Origin of the sequence: Paraburkholderia madseniana (genome assembly GCF_009690905.1) — a bacterium.
GTDB lineage: Bacteria > Pseudomonadota > Gammaproteobacteria > Burkholderiales > Burkholderiaceae > Paraburkholderia > Paraburkholderia madseniana.
In genome coordinates this window covers 33,117-49,194 of the sequence record NZ_VOSW01000048.1, presented here as the reverse complement: position 1 = coordinate 49,194, position 16,078 = coordinate 33,117, and the positions used below count along the sequence as shown (strand labels likewise).

Annotated in this window: 17 protein-coding genes; 3 read left to right on the top strand and 14 right to left on the bottom strand. The window is 61.2% G+C overall.

The window, feature by feature from the left end:
• Positions 1–57: 57 nt before the first annotated feature.
• The 3 genes from FSO04_RS24415 to tauA are packed head-to-tail and all read right to left on the bottom strand — an operon-like array spanning position 58 to position 2,877.
• The gene (locus FSO04_RS24415) at positions 58–978 is read right to left on the bottom strand and encodes an ABC transporter permease subunit (RefSeq protein WP_154563280.1); all 921 of its coding nucleotides are present in this window, start codon (positions 976–978) and stop codon (positions 58–60) included.
• Entirely contained in the window at positions 971–1,786 is an 816-nt protein-coding gene (locus FSO04_RS24410) for a taurine ABC transporter ATP-binding protein (protein WP_154563278.1), read from the bottom strand. The genes FSO04_RS24415 and FSO04_RS24410 overlap by 8 nt, the downstream gene beginning before the upstream one ends.
• Before the next feature lie 32 nt (positions 1,787–1,818).
• On the bottom strand, positions 1,819–2,877 hold the full coding sequence (gene tauA / locus FSO04_RS24405; RefSeq protein ID WP_154563276.1) for a taurine ABC transporter substrate-binding protein: 1,059 nt from the start codon (positions 2,875–2,877) through the stop codon (positions 1,819–1,821).
• 298 nt (positions 2,878–3,175) lie between these two features.
• On the opposite strand from tauA, the gene pdxR reads away from it, so the two are divergent.
• On the top strand, positions 3,176–4,702 hold the full coding sequence (gene pdxR / locus FSO04_RS24400) for a MocR-like pyridoxine biosynthesis transcription factor PdxR (RefSeq protein ID WP_154563274.1): 1,527 nt from the start codon (positions 3,176–3,178) through the stop codon (positions 4,700–4,702).
• A gap of 12 nt (positions 4,703–4,714) precedes the next feature.
• On the opposite strand, the gene FSO04_RS24395 is transcribed toward pdxR, so the two are convergent.
• Together FSO04_RS24395 and FSO04_RS24390 are read right to left on the bottom strand one after the other, a co-directional pair.
• Positions 4,715–5,467, bottom strand: coding sequence for an IclR family transcriptional regulator (locus tag FSO04_RS24395; RefSeq protein WP_074288001.1), 753 nt, complete (start codon positions 5,465–5,467; stop codon positions 4,715–4,717).
• 146 nt (positions 5,468–5,613) lie between these two features.
• Positions 5,614–6,378 (bottom strand): IclR family transcriptional regulator, encoded by a 765-nt coding sequence (locus FSO04_RS24390; protein WP_097393753.1) that lies wholly within the window; start codon positions 6,376–6,378, stop codon positions 5,614–5,616.
• 201 nt (positions 6,379–6,579) lie between these two features.
• Here FSO04_RS24390 and sauS point away from each other — a divergent pair, with 201 nt between their 5' ends.
• Positions 6,580–8,025 (top strand): acylating sulfoacetaldehyde dehydrogenase, encoded by a 1,446-nt coding sequence (gene sauS, locus FSO04_RS24385; protein WP_154563272.1) that lies wholly within the window; start codon positions 6,580–6,582, stop codon positions 8,023–8,025.
• The gene (locus FSO04_RS24380; RefSeq protein WP_154563270.1) at positions 8,022–9,701 is read left to right on the top strand and encodes an AMP-binding protein; all 1,680 of its coding nucleotides are present in this window, start codon (positions 8,022–8,024) and stop codon (positions 9,699–9,701) included. Before sauS ends, FSO04_RS24380 begins: the two co-directional genes overlap by 4 nt.
• A gap of 299 nt (positions 9,702–10,000) precedes the next feature.
• Here FSO04_RS24380 and FSO04_RS24375 read toward each other — a convergent pair whose 3' ends face one another.
• From FSO04_RS24375 to FSO04_RS24335, 9 genes are all read right to left on the bottom strand, one after another.
• The gene (locus tag FSO04_RS24375) at positions 10,001–11,083 is read right to left on the bottom strand and encodes a tyrosine-type recombinase/integrase (RefSeq protein ID WP_154563268.1); all 1,083 of its coding nucleotides are present in this window, start codon (positions 11,081–11,083) and stop codon (positions 10,001–10,003) included.
• A 5-nt stretch (positions 11,084–11,088) separates the two neighbouring features.
• Positions 11,089–11,283 carry an excisionase gene (locus FSO04_RS24370; RefSeq protein ID WP_168435813.1) on the bottom strand — a complete coding sequence of 65 codons (195 nt, stop codon included), beginning with the start codon at positions 11,281–11,283 and terminating at the stop codon, positions 11,089–11,091.
• The gene (locus tag FSO04_RS24365) at positions 11,280–11,645 is read right to left on the bottom strand and encodes a hypothetical protein (protein ID WP_154563266.1); all 366 of its coding nucleotides are present in this window, start codon (positions 11,643–11,645) and stop codon (positions 11,280–11,282) included. The genes FSO04_RS24370 and FSO04_RS24365 overlap by 4 nt, the downstream gene beginning before the upstream one ends.
• Position 11,646: 1 nt before the next feature.
• Complete coding sequence (locus FSO04_RS24360; RefSeq protein WP_154563264.1) at positions 11,647–11,916, bottom strand: helix-turn-helix domain-containing protein; 270 nt, start codon at positions 11,914–11,916, stop codon at positions 11,647–11,649.
• A gap of 56 nt (positions 11,917–11,972) precedes the next feature.
• Entirely contained in the window at positions 11,973–12,677 is a 705-nt protein-coding gene (locus FSO04_RS24355) for a hypothetical protein (protein ID WP_154563262.1), read from the bottom strand.
• A 127-nt stretch (positions 12,678–12,804) separates the two neighbouring features.
• On the bottom strand, positions 12,805–13,503 hold the full coding sequence (locus FSO04_RS24350; protein WP_154563260.1) for a hypothetical protein: 699 nt from the start codon (positions 13,501–13,503) through the stop codon (positions 12,805–12,807).
• 25 nt (positions 13,504–13,528) lie between these two features.
• Complete coding sequence (locus FSO04_RS24345; protein ID WP_154563258.1) at positions 13,529–14,146, bottom strand: 3'-5' exonuclease; 618 nt, start codon at positions 14,144–14,146, stop codon at positions 13,529–13,531.
• Between the two features lie 3 nt (positions 14,147–14,149).
• Positions 14,150–15,118 (bottom strand): recombinase RecT, encoded by a 969-nt coding sequence (locus FSO04_RS24340; protein WP_154563256.1) that lies wholly within the window; start codon positions 15,116–15,118, stop codon positions 14,150–14,152.
• Positions 15,115–16,050: a YqaJ viral recombinase family nuclease gene (locus FSO04_RS24335; RefSeq protein WP_154563254.1), complete on the bottom strand. Its 936-nt coding sequence runs from the start codon at positions 16,048–16,050 to the stop codon at positions 15,115–15,117. The genes FSO04_RS24340 and FSO04_RS24335 overlap by 4 nt, the downstream gene beginning before the upstream one ends.
• Positions 16,051–16,078: the final 28 nt, after the last annotated feature.

The following is a 16,078-nucleotide window of genomic DNA, read 5'->3' as shown; positions in this document are numbered from 1 at the left end:
GCAAGCCGAGTAGTGCCAGCCGCCGCCAATCGCTGAGTCCACGCTGGCCTTCTACAATCACACCCGGCCTTTCCACGGCACCAGCACGCGCTCCATGTGTCGCATCAACAAGTCAAAGCACAAAGCAAAGAAGCCAATGACGACAATGCCCATGATCACCACGTCGCTGGCGAGGAACTCCGCAGCGTTGAGCACCATGAAGCCGAGGCCACTCGTCGACGCCACCATTTCCGCGGCAACCAGTGTCGTCCAACCGACGCCAATACCTATGCGCATACCCGTGAAAATCTCCGGCAGTGCGGATTTCAGGATCACATACAACACCACCTGCGTGCGCGAGGCGCCCATCGAATAGGCCGCATGAATCTGCTCGATCGACACGGAACGCACGCCGGATCGCGCCGCGATGGCGAGTGGCGCGAAGATGGCCAGGTAGATGAGAAAGACTTTGGAGAATTCACCAATGCCGAACCAGATGATGATGAGCGGCAAATAGGCGAGCGGCGGAAGCGGACGATAGAACTCGATGGGTGGATCGAACATGCCCCGCGCAAAGCGCGAGACGCCCATCATCACGCCGATTGGAATCGCGGTCACGCAGGCGAGCGCGAAGGCGCCGAACACGCGCAGCAAGCTGATGCCGGTATGCTGCGCGAGCGTGGAACCGGCGAAACCCTCCGTGGCCACATACACGAACTTCGCGTACACCGCTTGCGGCGATGGCAGAAAGAGCGGCTTGATCCAGTGAAGGTTAGTCGCGACAAACCATAGTCCGACGAATAGGGCGACCGTCACGAGGCTCGTGACGATGCTGCTGCCCTGGCCGGGTACGCCGAATGTGTCGCCTGGCTTGGCGGGTTTCTTGGCGAGAAGTCGTGGACGTCGACCGGGTGTGCGTGGTGGCTCGACCGGCGTGTCGGATCCGAGCGGGGCCTGCTGGCCGTGCGCGAATGCATGAGCCCGTTTTGAACTAAACATGTGTCACCTCGGCTTCGGCGGCGTGCATTTTCTCGTCGCCGTAAATGATGCTGAGCACGCGTTCGCGCATCTCGATGAAATCGGGGCTCGACTTGATCGCGCGCGCGTCGCGTGTTTCGAGAAAACGTCGGTTGAAATCCAGCTCATAGGTGTGCGTGACGCGCCCCGGACGTGGCGACATCACGATCAGGTGGCTGGCCAGAAAGAGCGCTTCCTCGACGCTGTGCGTGATGAAGAAGAACATCTTGCTGGTCTTCGTCCAGACGTCGAGCAGCAGTTCCTGAATGGTTTCGCGGGTGAGCGCATCGAGCGCGGCCATCGGCTCGTCCATCAGCAGCATGGCGGGGTCGCAGGTCAGCGCGCGGGCGATGCCCACACGCTGCTGCATCCCACCGGAGAGTTGATAGATCATGTGCTTGTGAAAGTCCTGCAAGCCGACCAGTGCCAGATTGCGCGTGGCAATCTCGCGCCGCTGCGTTTTCGGCACGCCCTGAAGCTTGAGGCCGAACTCGGCGTTGTCGATCACGTTGAGCCAGGGCAACAGGGCGTGCTTCTGGAACACCACACCACGGTCGGCGCCTGGACCTGCGATCGGCGAACCGCCGAGCAGCAGCTCGCCGCTGGTCGGCGCAATGAAGCCCGCCATAAGCGAGAGCAGGGTGGTCTTGCCACAACCCGATGCGCCGAGCGCGACGACGAAGTCGCCCGAGTTGATCGTCAGATTGATGTTGTCGAGCGCGTGTACCGTCTGGCCGGGCTTGCGGCCCGGAAAGACCACGCTCACATTTTTGACTCTCATGCTTTCCATGTTGCCTCCTGAATCGACAGAACCGGCTTACGTCATTTGAGTTTCATTGCCGCTTCGGCATACGCCGGGGTCACGAACTTCGAGTAATCGGGTAACACCGCGCTGATCTGTTTCTGATCCTTCAGGAAGTTGGCCGTGTCCTTCAGCGCGAAGGTTGCGCGGCCCGCGCTGCCACCGCCCAGCCATTGCGAGGAGGCCTGCTCCTGGAGCGTCGGGAAGGCATAGAGCGAGAGCGACGCCGGCACGTCGGCCGGCGAGCCGCCAATCATCTTCGCGATGGCTGCGGCCTGTGGCGAGGTAGCATTCCATTGCGCCGCATTCTTTCGATACTGATCGTCCGCGTCGGAGATGGCTTTCACGAGTTTTGCCATGAAGTCCTTATGCGCCTCGCCCCATTGGCGGTCGACGGCGATCCCGTCGAAGGTCGGTTTGCCGAGCTTCGACAGGTCGCCGGACGTAATCAGGACCTTGCCGCTCTTCTTCAATTGCGCGAGCGCCGGGTCCCACACGTAGGCGGCGTCGATATCGCCGCGCTCCCACGCCGCGACCAACTGGTTCGGCTGCATGTTGAGGATCTTCACCTCGGACGGATTGATGCCCCAATGCTGCAGCGCGAACATGGTGTGATAGTGCGTCGTCGAGACGAACGGCACGCCGATCGTCTTGCCCTTCAGATCGGCCGGTTTGGTGATGCCGGAGCCGTTGCGTACGACCATCGCTTCAGCCTGGTTGATGTTGTCCAGAATCCAGAAGAGCTGCAGGTCGAGGCCCTGGCTGACCGCCGCCGCGAGCGGGCTCGAGCCGATCACGCCGACCTTCACGTCGCCTGACGCCATGGCGGTCGCGACCTTCGCGCCGGATTCGAATTGCCGCCAGTTGATCTTGTAGCCCGTCTCTTTCTCGATCGAGCCGTTCGCGATCGCGACGACCCATGGGTCGACGATCTGTTGATAGGCTATTGTGACCTCTTTGTCCTGCGCGTGGCTGGCTGGCGCCACCGCGCAGGCGAGCGCGGCGAATGCCGCCACAGTCACGCGGCGCGTCAGATCGCCGAACCAGCGGGACAGCTTTTTGGGGTGATCGCTTTTCATCGTAGGTCTCCAGAATGGCCGTGTAGGTACGCGAATACACGTGAATCCAACGCCCGCCGACGGGGGCTTGTCCCAATCGCCGGCAATGGGATGATGCGAGTATCGTCAGTAATAAATGTTGCGGGTTAGGGCCAGACGTGGCTGATCGTTGAGTCCACACCGCTGCACCAGAATGGGCCGCCGCGCCGGTCTCGCCGGCAGCCGCCCGCAGCGGCTGGCAGGCGTTTTTTTGCACGTCCACAATGCCGGTGTCCGCCTTCGTGCGGGCGGGCTCCGCCTATAAAAATCAGGAGAAAGCATGGCAAGTCGCACCTCGGTGGCCCTATGGACCCAGCGGTTCCAGCGTTCAGCCGAGTCGAACATGAGCCTCCAGGGCCAGATTCGCCAGATGCTGGTGGCCGCGATTCTGGACGGCCAACTGCTGCCGGATCACGCATTGCCGTCCAGCCGGGAGCTGGCCGACCAGTTGAGTGTTGCCCGCAATACGGTCGTGCTGGCTTACCAGCAGTTGGTTGAGGAGGGCTATCTGATTTCGCGTGAGCGCAGCGGGCATTTCGTCAACCCGGCGATCCTCGAGGGGCGGCACGAATTTGCGCCGCTGCAGACGGTCCCCGGACAGGCGGCCAATGAGGCGCTTGCAAGGCCGGATTGGGACCAGCGCGTCAGAAGGCGGCCGTCCTTGCAGCGCAATATCGTCAAGCCCGGAAATTGGCTGAGCTACGAATACCCCTTTATCTACGGACAGTTCGACCAGTCGCTGTTTCCGACTAACGACTGGCGCGAATGCTGCATGAAAGCGCTGTCGGTGATGGAGATTCGCAACTGGGCGCCGGACCTGATCGAGCGCGACGACGAGTCGTTGATCCAGCAGATCCGCACTCGGGTGCTGCCGCGGCGCGGCGTGTTTGCAATGCCCGACGAAATCGTCGTGACGATCGGCTGCCAGCAGGCGCTCTATCTGATCGCGGATCTGCTCGCGAGCGAGCGGACCACGATCGGCTTCGAAAACCCCGGCTATCCGGATGCCCGCAATATCTTCGAGAACCGCAATGCGCGGCTGCAGCCACTGCCTGTAGATAGCGGCGGCGTGCGCCCGGTCGAGGACGCCGATCTGCTCGCGCAATGCGATTACGTCTATGTGACGCCAAGTCATCAGTGCCCGACCACGGCCACCATGCCCATCGAGCGCCGCCACGCGCTGCTGGAACAGGCGCAGGCCCATGACTTCGTATTGATCGAGGACGACTACGAGAGCGAAAACAACTTCTCAGGCACGCCGCATCCGGCATTGAAGAGCCTGGATACCGCAGACCGGGTGATCTATATCGGCAGTCTGTCGAAGACTTTTGCGCCCGGGCTGCGGCTGGGTTATATCGTCGGGCCGCGTGAACTGGTCCGTGAACTCCGTGCGCTGCGGCGCCTGATGGTGCGGCACCCGGCCGCCTATATTCAACGTGCCTTTGCCACCTTTCTGGCGCTCGGACACCACGATGCGCTACTGCGGCGGCTCGCTCACGCCTATCGGGAACGCGCGCAGGCGTTGATGACGGCGCTCGACACGCACCTTCCGGAAGCGCGCTACCTGCCGGTCGGCGGCGGCGCGTCGTGCTGGGTCGAAGGGCCGCCGTGGCTCGATGCGACACAGCTTGCCGCGGACGCGCAGGCACATGGCATCCTGATCGAGCTGGGCCGGGTTTTCTTCATGACGGGACTGGAGCAGAACCACTGCTTCCGGATGGGCTTTTCGGCCATCAAGCTCGAAAAGATCGATGAGGGCGTGCGCCTGCTCGCGGAGCTCGTGCGCTCGCAGCAGCCCGAGGAATAGGCGGGCGGCGCGCTAGAACGTTTTAGCGAGCTGCTGAGCGGCTTCCTGCAGGCGCGGCACGAACTCGAGAGCGCGCGACAGCGGCGCCCGCGAGACCGGCGCATGAACGGCGATCGCCGCGATGCAGGTGTTGTTCTCATCCATCACCGGCGCAGCCACGCACGCGATACCGGCGACAAATTCCTCATTGTCGATGGCGATGCGCTTGTGCGCGGTGCGGTCGAGTTCCGCTTCGAGCAGTTCGGGGTCGGTGATCGTATTCGGCGTGAAGCGTTCGAGCTTCAGCGTGCGGACGAGGGCGCTGCGTTGTTCGCGCGGCAGCATGGCCAGCAGCAGCTTGCCGCTCGCGCTGCAATGCGCCGGTACGTGCGAGCCGGGCTTGAGATCGAGCCGCAACGGCCAGGGCGCTTCGAGCCGGTCGAGATACAGCACTTCGGTTTCGTGCAGCATCGTGAGGTTGCAGGTCTCGCCGAGATCGGCAACCAGATTCGACAGGATCGCATGCCGCAACCGGCGGGCACCCGAGTGCATCATGACGCCAAGACCGAGTTGCGCGAGACGCGGCCCGATCACGTAGGCATTCTTTTGACCGGGTTCGCGGATCACGAGACCACCGGCTTCGAGCGAAGCCAGCATGCGATGCAGCGAAGCCTTCGGCAAGTCGACGTCCTGGGCAATGTCGGCTAGCGACACCGGACCTTCGGCGCGGACGAGATGTTCCAGCAGGGCGAACGCGCGCAGGGTAGGAGTATCCGCTTTAGTCATGGTGCCGTTCCGGAAAATGGATCGGCGTCATTGTACCGTGCGCCTTTGTCGGCCATGGTTTTCGCCGGATTGGCGAGGATTCGGCGCGCAATTTCAGCGCAGATCATCCCGATTTTCGGAATGCGCTGCGGCGCGATATTCCAGCGCTACTGCCGGAAAGTCTTGGCGGTTTCCTCCGCGGCCAACCGCAGATCGGGCAGGAAGGCCAACAGATCGTCGAGCACGACCCGCCCGACGGGCGCCTGGACGGCGATGGCCGCGCAGGCTCGATTGCGATCCAGCATGACCGGCACCGCGATCGCGATGAGTCCCTGCAAATGTTCCTGATTGTTGATCGCGAGCTGGCGCCGCCGCGTGATGGTCAACTCCTTGCGCAACTCGCCGCGATCCGTAATCGTCCGCTCGGAATAAGCGCGCAGTGGCAAGGTTTCGATAACCCGTTCGCGCCGGTCTTTGGGAAGAAAGCTGAGCAACAGCTTGCCGCTTGCCGAACAGTGCAGGGGCACGTGCGAGCCCGGTTGAAGGTGCATGCGCAGCGGCCACTCCGTTTCCACCCGGTCCACATAGACCACGTCGTTGCCGGCCAGCATCGTCAGATTGCAGGTCTCGCCAATTTTTGCCACCAGTTGTTCAAGCAGAACATGGCGGGCAGCGGCCGGGCCCGCATGCATCAGCACATTAACCGCCAGCATGCGCACGCGCGGCGAGCACTCATACAGCCTGTCGCCGGCGCTGCGCGTGACCAGCCACGCATCCATCAACTGCACCAGAATGCGATGTACGGTCTGCTTGGGCAGTTCGAGGGCATGGACGAGATCCGTCATGGAAAGCGGGCCGCTTGCCTCAGCCAACGTTTCGAGTACGCGAAATGCGCGTACGGCCGCCGCATTCGATTGATTCGAAGTCGCCACGCTGTCTCCGCGATGTCGTAGTTATAAGTTGGATTGTGCATCGGTCTGTTTAGTTTTCGGGACTATGGAAAGTCCCGAATTTCGCACTTTTCGATTCTGGCCCGCTCAGCGCAAGGGATAGTTCAAAAAACGGGACTCCGAAGCAGGTACGGCTCACTAGATTGGTACCAACGCCAATTTTTTCAGTCCGGAGTGAACCGTATGAACGTTAGGGCCACAGAAGCGGAAGCTACGCACGCTGGTACACATAGCGAAGTCGAACGTGTCGTCTCGTTACTGGTTGCACGTGCGCGCGCCGCACAGCGCGGATTCGAGGTCGCGGGGCAGGACGTGCTCGATGCCGCCACCGACGCCGCCGCGTGGGCGATCATGGAGCCCGCCCGCAACCGCCAACTCGCCGAGCTGGCGGTGCGCGACACCGGTCTCGGCAACGCGGACGACAAGTTCCGCAAGAACTATCGCAAGACGCTCGGTCTGTTGCGCGATCTGCGCGGGCAGAAGACCACGGGGGTGATCGCGCGTCATGACGCCACCGGCATCGTCGAGATCGCGCGGGCGGTCGGCGTGGTGGCGGCGATCACGCCGTCCACCAATCCGGCGGCCACGCCGATCAACAAGATCGTCAACGCGCTCAAATGCGGCAATGCCGTCATCGTGGCGCCTTCTCCGAAGGGCTATTCGTCGTGCGCGCTGCTGATCGAATTCATTCACGCGCAATTCGCCAGAGTCGGGCTCGCGGCCGACCTCGTCCAGATGTTGCCCGCGCCGATCAGCAAGGCGGCCACCGCTGAACTGATGCGGCAGTGCGATCTGGTCGTGGCGACCGGCTCGCAGGCGAACGTGCGGATGGCCTACGCCAGCGGGACGCCCGCATTCGGCGTGGGCGCGGGGAACGTTGCTTCGATCGTCACTGCGTCCGCCGATTTGCACGATGCAGCGCACAAGATCGCGCGCTCGAAAACGTTCGACAACGCCACGAGCTGTTCATCGGAAAACAGCGTTGTGATCGAAGACGCGGTGTACGCGGACATGATGGCCGAACTGACCGCCTGCGGTGGCGTGATGATCGACGCCGCGCAAAAGGCGCAATTGCAGGCCGCCCTGTGGTCGAACGGCAAGCTGGCGGCACACTGCACAGCGCGCTCGGCCACGGCGATTGCACGCGCGGCGGGCCTCGACGGCATCGCCGCACATGAGCCCGCTTTCCTGATGGTGGAGGAAACCGGCTTCGGCGCTGATTACCCGTTCTCGGGCGAGAAGCTCGCGCCGGTGCTGACCGTTTATCGCGCGGAATCCTTCGACGCTGCTGCCGACATCGTGCGCGGCATCTACGGCTACATGGGCGCAGGACACTCGGTCGGCCTGCATTCCAGCGACTCGGGCCAGGCGGAGCAGCTAGGTTCGACGTTGCCGGTTGCGCGCGTGATCGTGAATCAGGCGCATTGCCTTGCGACCGGCGGCAACTTCGATAACGGCTTGCCATTCTCGCTGTCGATGGGATGCGGAACGTGGGGCCGCAACAATTTCTCGAGCAACCTCAACTTTCACCATTACCTGAACATCACGCGCGTGGCCTACCCGATCGAAGAGCGCGTTCCCGAACTGGATGACGTGCTCGGGGATTTTTTCGTGAGGTATGGCAAATGACGACGCCTCACACAATCCGTGCGTTGATCGACGCGCGTGCCGCGCAGTATCCCGACAAGCCGTTCCTGCTGGCGGCGCCTGAATGTGCTGAAGACGGCGGCGCCGCTACGCAGCGTCCCGACGTGCTGACCTTCGCGGAACTGCGCGACGACTGCCGGGCGCTCAAGACGGTTTTTCATGAAGCAGGCTTGCAGGCCGGCGATGTCGTGTCGGTCTTCATGGGCAACGGCATCCATACGGCAAGGCTGCTGCTTGCGGCGATGTACAGCGGGCTCGTCGCCAACCCGCTCAATCTGTTGTGCCAGCCGACCCAGTTGCGCTACATCGTGGAGCATTCGGACACGCGCATGGTATTCGTTTCCGGCGAGACGCATGCGGCGATGTCGAGCGCGATTGCGGAGTTGCGCGAGCAGGGATTGACCCGCGACATCGCGTTGTTGCAGACGGCGCCCGATGCTGCTATTGCACCGATGCAGACCGCCGTCGAACCCGCGCTGGCGGAAACGGCGGTATCTATGGATGTGCACGCAAAACCGGCACAGCGCGCGTCACGTGTGACATACGAGGCACAGGCGAGACATACAGACACCTGGGATACCGAAACGCCGTCAAGCAGTGGCCCGGCTGCGAGCGACGTAGCGCTGCTGATGTACACGTCCGGCACCACAGGCGCGCCGAAGGGCGTCCTGCTGGACCAGCGAAACCTGCTAGCCAATGCGCGCAACATCTCGCACGAACATCGGCTTGGGACTGGCGATCGCGTCTTCGCCGCATTGCCGCTTTATCACATCAATGGTCTCGTCGTGACGCTGCTTGCGCCGCTCTTTCATGGCGGCTCGGTGGTCATGGCGCCGCGTTTTTCCGCGCGCACCTACTGGCGCGATGTCGCGCGCCACGGTTGCACATGGATCAACGTGGTGCCGACGATCGTCGCCTATCTGCTCAATAACGACGAACCGTGCACGGTCGATCTGTCCGCGCTGAGATTCTGCCGCAGTGCGTCGGCCGCGCTACCCGTCGATCATCACCGTGCGTTTGAGGCGCGCTTCGGGGTCGGCATCATCGAAACGATGGGCATGACAGAAACCGCCGCCCCCATGTTCAGCAATCCCTATGATCCAGCAAGCCGAAGAATCGGCAGTATCGGCCTGCCGTCAGGCGGCGAGGCAAAGGTGATCGACCGTGACGGCCGCGAATGCGCGCCCGACGAGTGCGGCGAACTGGTGTTGCGTGGCGAACAGGTCATGCGCGGCTATTACAAACGCCCGGGAGAAACGCGTGCGGCCTTCACCGCCGACGGCTGGCTGCACACCGGCGACCTTGGCTATCGCGACAGCGACGGTTATTTCTACATCAACGGCCGCGCAAAGGAATTGATCATCAAGGGCGGTGAAAACATCGCCCCACGCGAGATCGATGAAGCGTTGCTCAAACACCCCGGCGTGCTGGATGCGGCGGTGGTGGGCGTACCGGATACCGCTTACGGGCAGGAGATCGTCGCCTTCATCGTGCCTCGCATTTCAGAGGGGCCGGGCGCGCTCGACATTGCAGACCTGCGTGCCCATTGTCTGCGCGAACTGGGCCGCTACAAGACACCGAAGGAGTTTCGCTTCATCGCGGAACTGCCTCGTGGACCGTCGGGCAAGGTGCAGCGGCTGAAGCTCGTGCCCACCTGACGGCGCATGCATCGGCATGCGTAGCAGCATGCCCGGATCGCGCTGGAAAGCAGAGGAGGGCGCGAGTCGAGGCGCACGCGGCGCGACGCAGTACGACGTACGGATCGAACGATCACAGACGCCCCCGGCGTCACATAAGAGACACAGGAGACAGCATGCAAACGCACAAGCGGCGTGTGAAGACGCGCCACATCATCCTGGCCGTCATGTGCCTGATGTATTTCATCTCATATGTCAGGCTGCCAGCAAAGCCTTACTGGGCTTGACCTGTTCAAAATTCGGACCTGATTTGGACATAATCAGGCCGCGTTTATCCTGACTCTGATCGGCTCGAGTCCCCGGCTATTCGCGTACATTTCGGACATGCGTTCCGTCAGATGGCCAAGTAAAGCCTTGGTGTCGACATTGCCCTGAGCGTCGTATAGGCGCTTGGACAGGCTGCGGATTTCATGGAAGGTCGGAGCATCATCGCCTTCGATTCCCGCCAGCTTGCGGGCGTCTGCGAATGCTGATGAGATCGTCCCCAGGCTGATGGCCGCTCCTCGAGCTACATTTCCGCGATCACTCATGTGGTGGATCAGGTACTTGCTGACGATGCCGGTTGCCTTGCATCTCGAGATAACCTCATCCAGCGATAGGCCGACCGCCTCAAGCCGAAGCGCGACAGGGATTTCCATGGTTACGTGGGTCTTGCTGCGCTTCACAATTGCAATCCCGCCTCGAGTCGAAGACCGCGGCCAGCGGCCGACCGTCGATCGGTCCTGCCCTGACACCAGTGCGAGAAGCATCGCGTTCTCGAGCCAGGGCGCGACTTGTGGGGCCTTCTCGAGAATCGCATTGAATGTCTCGAGGCCGAGCCGCTGTCGCCTGGTGGGCGCCTTGACCTTCTCGGTGATCTGCGCCGGATTGCTCGCCATCCAGCCGAGCGCCGCGCCTTTCGCGCAGACGGCGATGAGGCGATCACGAACCATCTTGGCCGCGCGCATCTTCCCGGCGCCCTTCAGTTCCTCGAGCAACTCCGAAATATGCTTCGTCGTCAGGTCGGCGCATGCGATCGCGCCCAGCTTCTCGCGGATGATCTTGTCCTGATACCGGCGTGTGATGACCGTGTTCTTTGCGGTAGGCGCGGGCATCTTCTCGAGCAGGACCGCGACCGTCTCGGGCGCAATGGATAACCTCTCTGCGAGCGTCTTGCGCGGCGCCAGTTCCTCAGCCTTCAGATTCGCCTCGTTCGCCTCTTGTATCGCCTGCGCAAGCGGTATGCGCCCGATGACATGCGTGCGGCCGTCCATCGGATTACGCCACGTAAAGTAGCCGGGGCGCGGCTCATGCAGATTGGGCGGGTAGTGCGCGTGCTTGCGCTGGCGTGGGCGGGCGGCCATTATTTTTATCCAAAAACGCGGTGTACGAGGCGGGGTTTGACGCCATCCCGATAGATGGCAGTTTCCTCGAGATAATACGACCGGCCGACCTTGACCGGCGCAGGATAGATTTTGCCAGCGTTGATCCAGAGGCGAGCCGTGCGGATGGCTGGCGGCGGGTCGAAGTTTCGTTCAAGCCAGACGTCCAGACGGATTTTCACGCCACCCTCCGAATGCTCATGCACAACTGCTGCCGCCGCGCGATTTCAGCATCGTATCCGCGAATCTCGCCAGTCATCACCGCATAGGTCCGCGGCTGCGCAACCGTCGCCGGATCGATATGCAGCCTGGATTCCGGTTGCTCCAGCGCCTCCGTGCCCGCTATGACGAAGTAAAGGCTCTGACTCCTGCCGCGTCGCGTGGATGACAGGACGCCCGCCTTTTCCATGTCGAGCAGGAGACTCCTGATCGCATAAGATCGAAGTCCGAGCATTCGCGAAAGGGTGTAGGGCGCATAGAGCACTCCCGGTTTCATCCGTTCGAGCAGCGCTTCGGGTGTCGGCGTTCGGGTTGCATAGGCCATGTCACATCTCCATTTTCAACGGCCGGCGCTCATCGGTCAGACCGCACAGCCAGTCAAGTGAAACGTTCAAGGCGCGCGCGAGTTCGCACAGGTTCCAGAAGCTCGGCAGCGTGCCGGTCTCGTACTGCGATATCTCGCTCTTACACTTCTTGATGCGCGCGGCGACTTCCTTCTGCGTCAGGCCGAGTTCCTTACGGGCCACCCGGAGACGCTCTGCGAAGCTCTCGTAGCGCTTCGGGGGGGGTGAATAGGTGATGAGTTCAGGCGTCATGGGTGACTCCGGCGACGCATTCGCGCAGCGTCGAGCGCTCGCGGTCGTAGTGGTAGCTATTCATGGGTGGCTCCGCTTGCTGGTTGCGCGGCGAGAAGGGCGTTATATGCCTTCGCGTAGCCGTCGAATACCGACCCAGTTTCATACTGGTGGCGCTTGAGAAAATCTAACGCCCAGCGAATTGCGCCACGTTGTTCGCCCATCAGCGCCCGCTCCGTCTGTGCTGGCTGCGGGCCGGCGTAGAGCGCTTGGCATTCCCACCAGTTCTGTGGCGTTAGTCCGTAATGCCACTTTTCGCCTTCGCTATGTCGGCAGCGCCACGCCACCGGCTCCCCCGATTGTGCTGGCGCGGCAGGGGATGCGGCGAGAATGCTGTGCAGCACCTTTTCGCGCTCCGGCATACCTTCGTATATCGCTTGGGAAATACACTGTCGCAAGACAGATCTTTGCGTATGCGTCCATACCGCAAGTTGGCTTGCAGATAGCAGGGCGCGGGCGATATCGATAATCTGCTGCACCGACGCCTTGTTGCTTGCCACGCTGTAGAAGTGCCCGAGCGGATCGAATGAGGTTTTGAAATGGATCGTCCATCCGGTGACATTTTTTACAAGGTCGATGATTTCTTCGTCTGTCACATCAATCTCCAAAGAGGTCGGCTTGTACAGGTTCAGCCTTGCACGCCATCGCTTGCAGTCGGCGGTTTGCTGCATAGCCGAGACATTTCGCGTGCCATGCTGAATGCTGCGGATATCTTCGGGCATGTGCTGCTTGCGCTAGCCATATGCGAGCCATGTAGATTTGCCATTCGCGCTCGGTCATAATTCGCTCGAAAAAGCGGGGCAGACTTCGCCCCTCTGAACGCCGCGTGGGGTGCGCGGAACGGTGGGGTTACTGGATGCTCTGCGGAAATGGCCACGCAACGCCGTCACGCGATTTCTGCTCGCCTGCGGTTTCTTCGGCAAGCGGAGGGATATCGGTATTGGCGAATGGATCGCCTTCGGTCTCGACCTTTTCGGCCGCCGTCTTTTTATTCGGCTTCTTCGCTTTGTTGGCCTGGTCGACAAAGTCCGTCTGCTTAACTTCCGGGGGTGCTAACGTAATTTCTATCTCGGTTTGCATCATCTGGTCGATCTTTCCCTGATCGGCTGCGTTCGGTTTCGCGTAGGCATTGAACACGACCAGCACCGTGCCGCCATCCTTCATGTCGAACGAAAAATCGGACAACTGCACATCAGAAAGCGTGATGTTCGATTTATCGCTCGCGCCGCAGTGATAGACCATCTGGTAGCCGACGAAGTCTTTCTTGAACTTGACCGGCATCTGAAGAAACGGAATACGCAGCTTCGTCAGTTCAACGTCCGGTAGCGGCATCGTGAATTCACCCTGACCGTCATCGCTCGACTTCTGCTTGCCGTCTTCCTTCTGATAGAAAGCGCTGCGCAGTTGCGGATCGAATTCGGCGAGCACGCCATTATCGGTGGTCCATTCGAGTTTGACGTTCTGTGCGTGCTCGCGGCCGTCGCCCTTGAATTCGGCAACAGTCGTCACCGAGCGGATCTTCATCAACTTCTGTTCGATGCTGAACATGGGTTCTCCTGGTGGTGAGGGCGAGTTACGCGGCCTGCCTGGTGAAGGCCTGAATGCCAAAGTAGACCGCCTTGCAAGCGGCCAGATCTACTGCGGCGTTGTGCGCACCTTCGAGCTTCGTACCCGTGAAGAACTCGTAGGCCTCGCCAAGGTTCGGCGACTTCGCATGCGTGCGGCCGGCAGCAACCATCTTCGGCGTGGGCGGCAGGTTGAGGATCTTGATGCTGTTCGCCTGCGTGCAGAACGTCGCACCGTTTTTCCAATCTTCGTGAAAGCCGTGTTTCTCGCCAAGCGTGCGCAGCGCCTCGATACGTACCATGCGCTGATCGAAACTCTCGTTGTGAGCCACGCGCAAATCGGCCTCGCACCACATCTGCATGAACGTCCTGAGTGCATCGTCCATTGGGTGACCGAAACGCTGCACAAGTTCGTTCGTGATGCCGGTGAGCGCCTCCAGTTCAGGCGGAATCGTCCAGTCTTCCGGATGGATGAGCAGATCCACGAAGGCCAGCACGCGCCCGCTGTCGGCGTCGAATAGCTCGGCGGCAAGCTGTGTGATGTGCGGCTGGTTCGGGTGCTCAGACAGTTGATTCCAGAGCGGAAGGCCGTTCGTCTCGGTGTCGTAAAACAGGATGGGCTTCATGTCTCAGGCTCCGAGAAGAATTTCGCGGCGGTCGTTGTACGCCTGTTCCAGCTTGATGAATTCGGCTTGCGGCAGATCACGGCCGCTGTCGAGCACCAGCGCCAGAATCTCAACGTCGGTCGCTTTGCTGATCTGCCCGAGCAACTCTCCGTAGGTGACCGTAGCTTCTTCCTGATGCGCGCGCTGGTCGGTAATCTCGCCGGTTGCATGATCGACTGACGGCACGGCATCCGGATCGCTAACCTGCACGAAGTCGCCGTCGATAACCGCGTGCTTGCCTTCGTCCACCGCATTACTCAGCGCAATCGCGTTCGACAGTTCGATCGACTTCGGCATGTACTTGAGCACCTGCAGCAACGGAATCTTGCGCGCATACATTTCCCAGTCGCGAAAGCTGTAGTGGTTGCCGCCGACCTTGTTGTACTTGTCGCGGTGCTTGCGCACCTTGCCGACCGCCCATACCTCGATTACCGGATGCTGGGAACCATTCACGCGCCCCACCGCATAGACGTGCGTCATCAGGTCCGGATCGTTTTCTTCACCCGGGCGGTGACGGATAAAAGGCGTATCACCGAGCGCATAATCGAACTCATCGCCTTGGAATACAGCGCCCGTCCAGACCGTCGCGCGGCCACTGCGAGATACTAGGTCAACGAGACCTTTCCAGCCCGGCACGCACGTGCACGTCTTGCCGTAGGGTACAAGGAAGCACTGACCGTCGACACCGGGTTCAAGGCCCAGCGTAGAGGCCGTCATGATGCTGGCGGCAATCGTCTTCGGGTCGCATGCCTGGAGCTTCGGTGTGCTGCTGAATGCGGTCAGCGTCAGACGCGCCATACGGTCGGCAGTCAGGTGCTTAGGCAGCGCCAGCGCCATCTGCGGCTTGAATTTTTCGAGGAAGGCGCTGAATTTCGCAACCGGGTTCTCCTGCTTGCCGGTTGCCACTGCCTTCAGGTTTGATGTAGTGCTCATTGGATTTTTACCTTCAGTCGGAGAACGCGAATTTCTTTGGTGCGCTTGTATTGGGCCGTGACTTCCGGCATTTCCTCGGCCAGCAACTTCTGGTCGAGGCTCGTATGGTCCTGATTCTTCCAGGTCGCAATCTCGTTGCCGCCGAAGGTCAGAATGCTATGCGGACGCATAAAGTCGGCAATCCGGAACGACAGTTCCTTCTCGGATTCTTCGAAGGATTTGAGCTTCTGCTTGACCTGGGCCAGCGTGAACACGGCGTCGCGAATCTCGCTGGTGGCCTCGACCTTCGTGCCGTCAGCTTTCGCATAGATCGCTTTCGCGTCATCGAAGTCAATCGGATCGGGCGGCACATCGGCGATGACGCATTCATTCCAGTACTGCGCGACGCGCGTGCGGATACCGTCGATCGTTTCCTGATCGCGCTGCACTTCGTAGATCAGCAGATCATCCATGCCGATCAGCGTGGCAACGATGCAGCGGTCGCGGCCGGTAATGCCGAGGCCGTGCATGAACTGCGCGGCGTACTCGATCGGCACTTCGTCGGTGCCTTCTTCACCCCATTTCTTTGCGGCGAAGGGATGCACCGTCTTGCAGTCGCCGTTCACGTGCTCGCCATCGAGCATCAATTCGAAGTCGATTTCGCAGGCCATGAACGGATGCTCGGTGTCGATGTAGCGCTCATTCGTGCGCAGCAGTTCGACCTCGTGCCCATCATCACGCAAACGATCGAGCAACATGTCGAGCACGACTGGTTCCAGCCGGTGGCCGCGGTCGAATCGCTTTTGCTGCTGCGGCGTGATTTCCTCCCGGGCCGCGCGGCCCGTCTTCTGAAGCCACAGCTCATGCGGCGTCTTCCAGGGGCTGACGCCGAGGATTGCAGCCACGTCGCTGCCGCCGATAAAGCCAAGCCGGTTCATTTCTGGTGCATTCACAGTCCAACTCCTTTAGCGGCCATCCAGC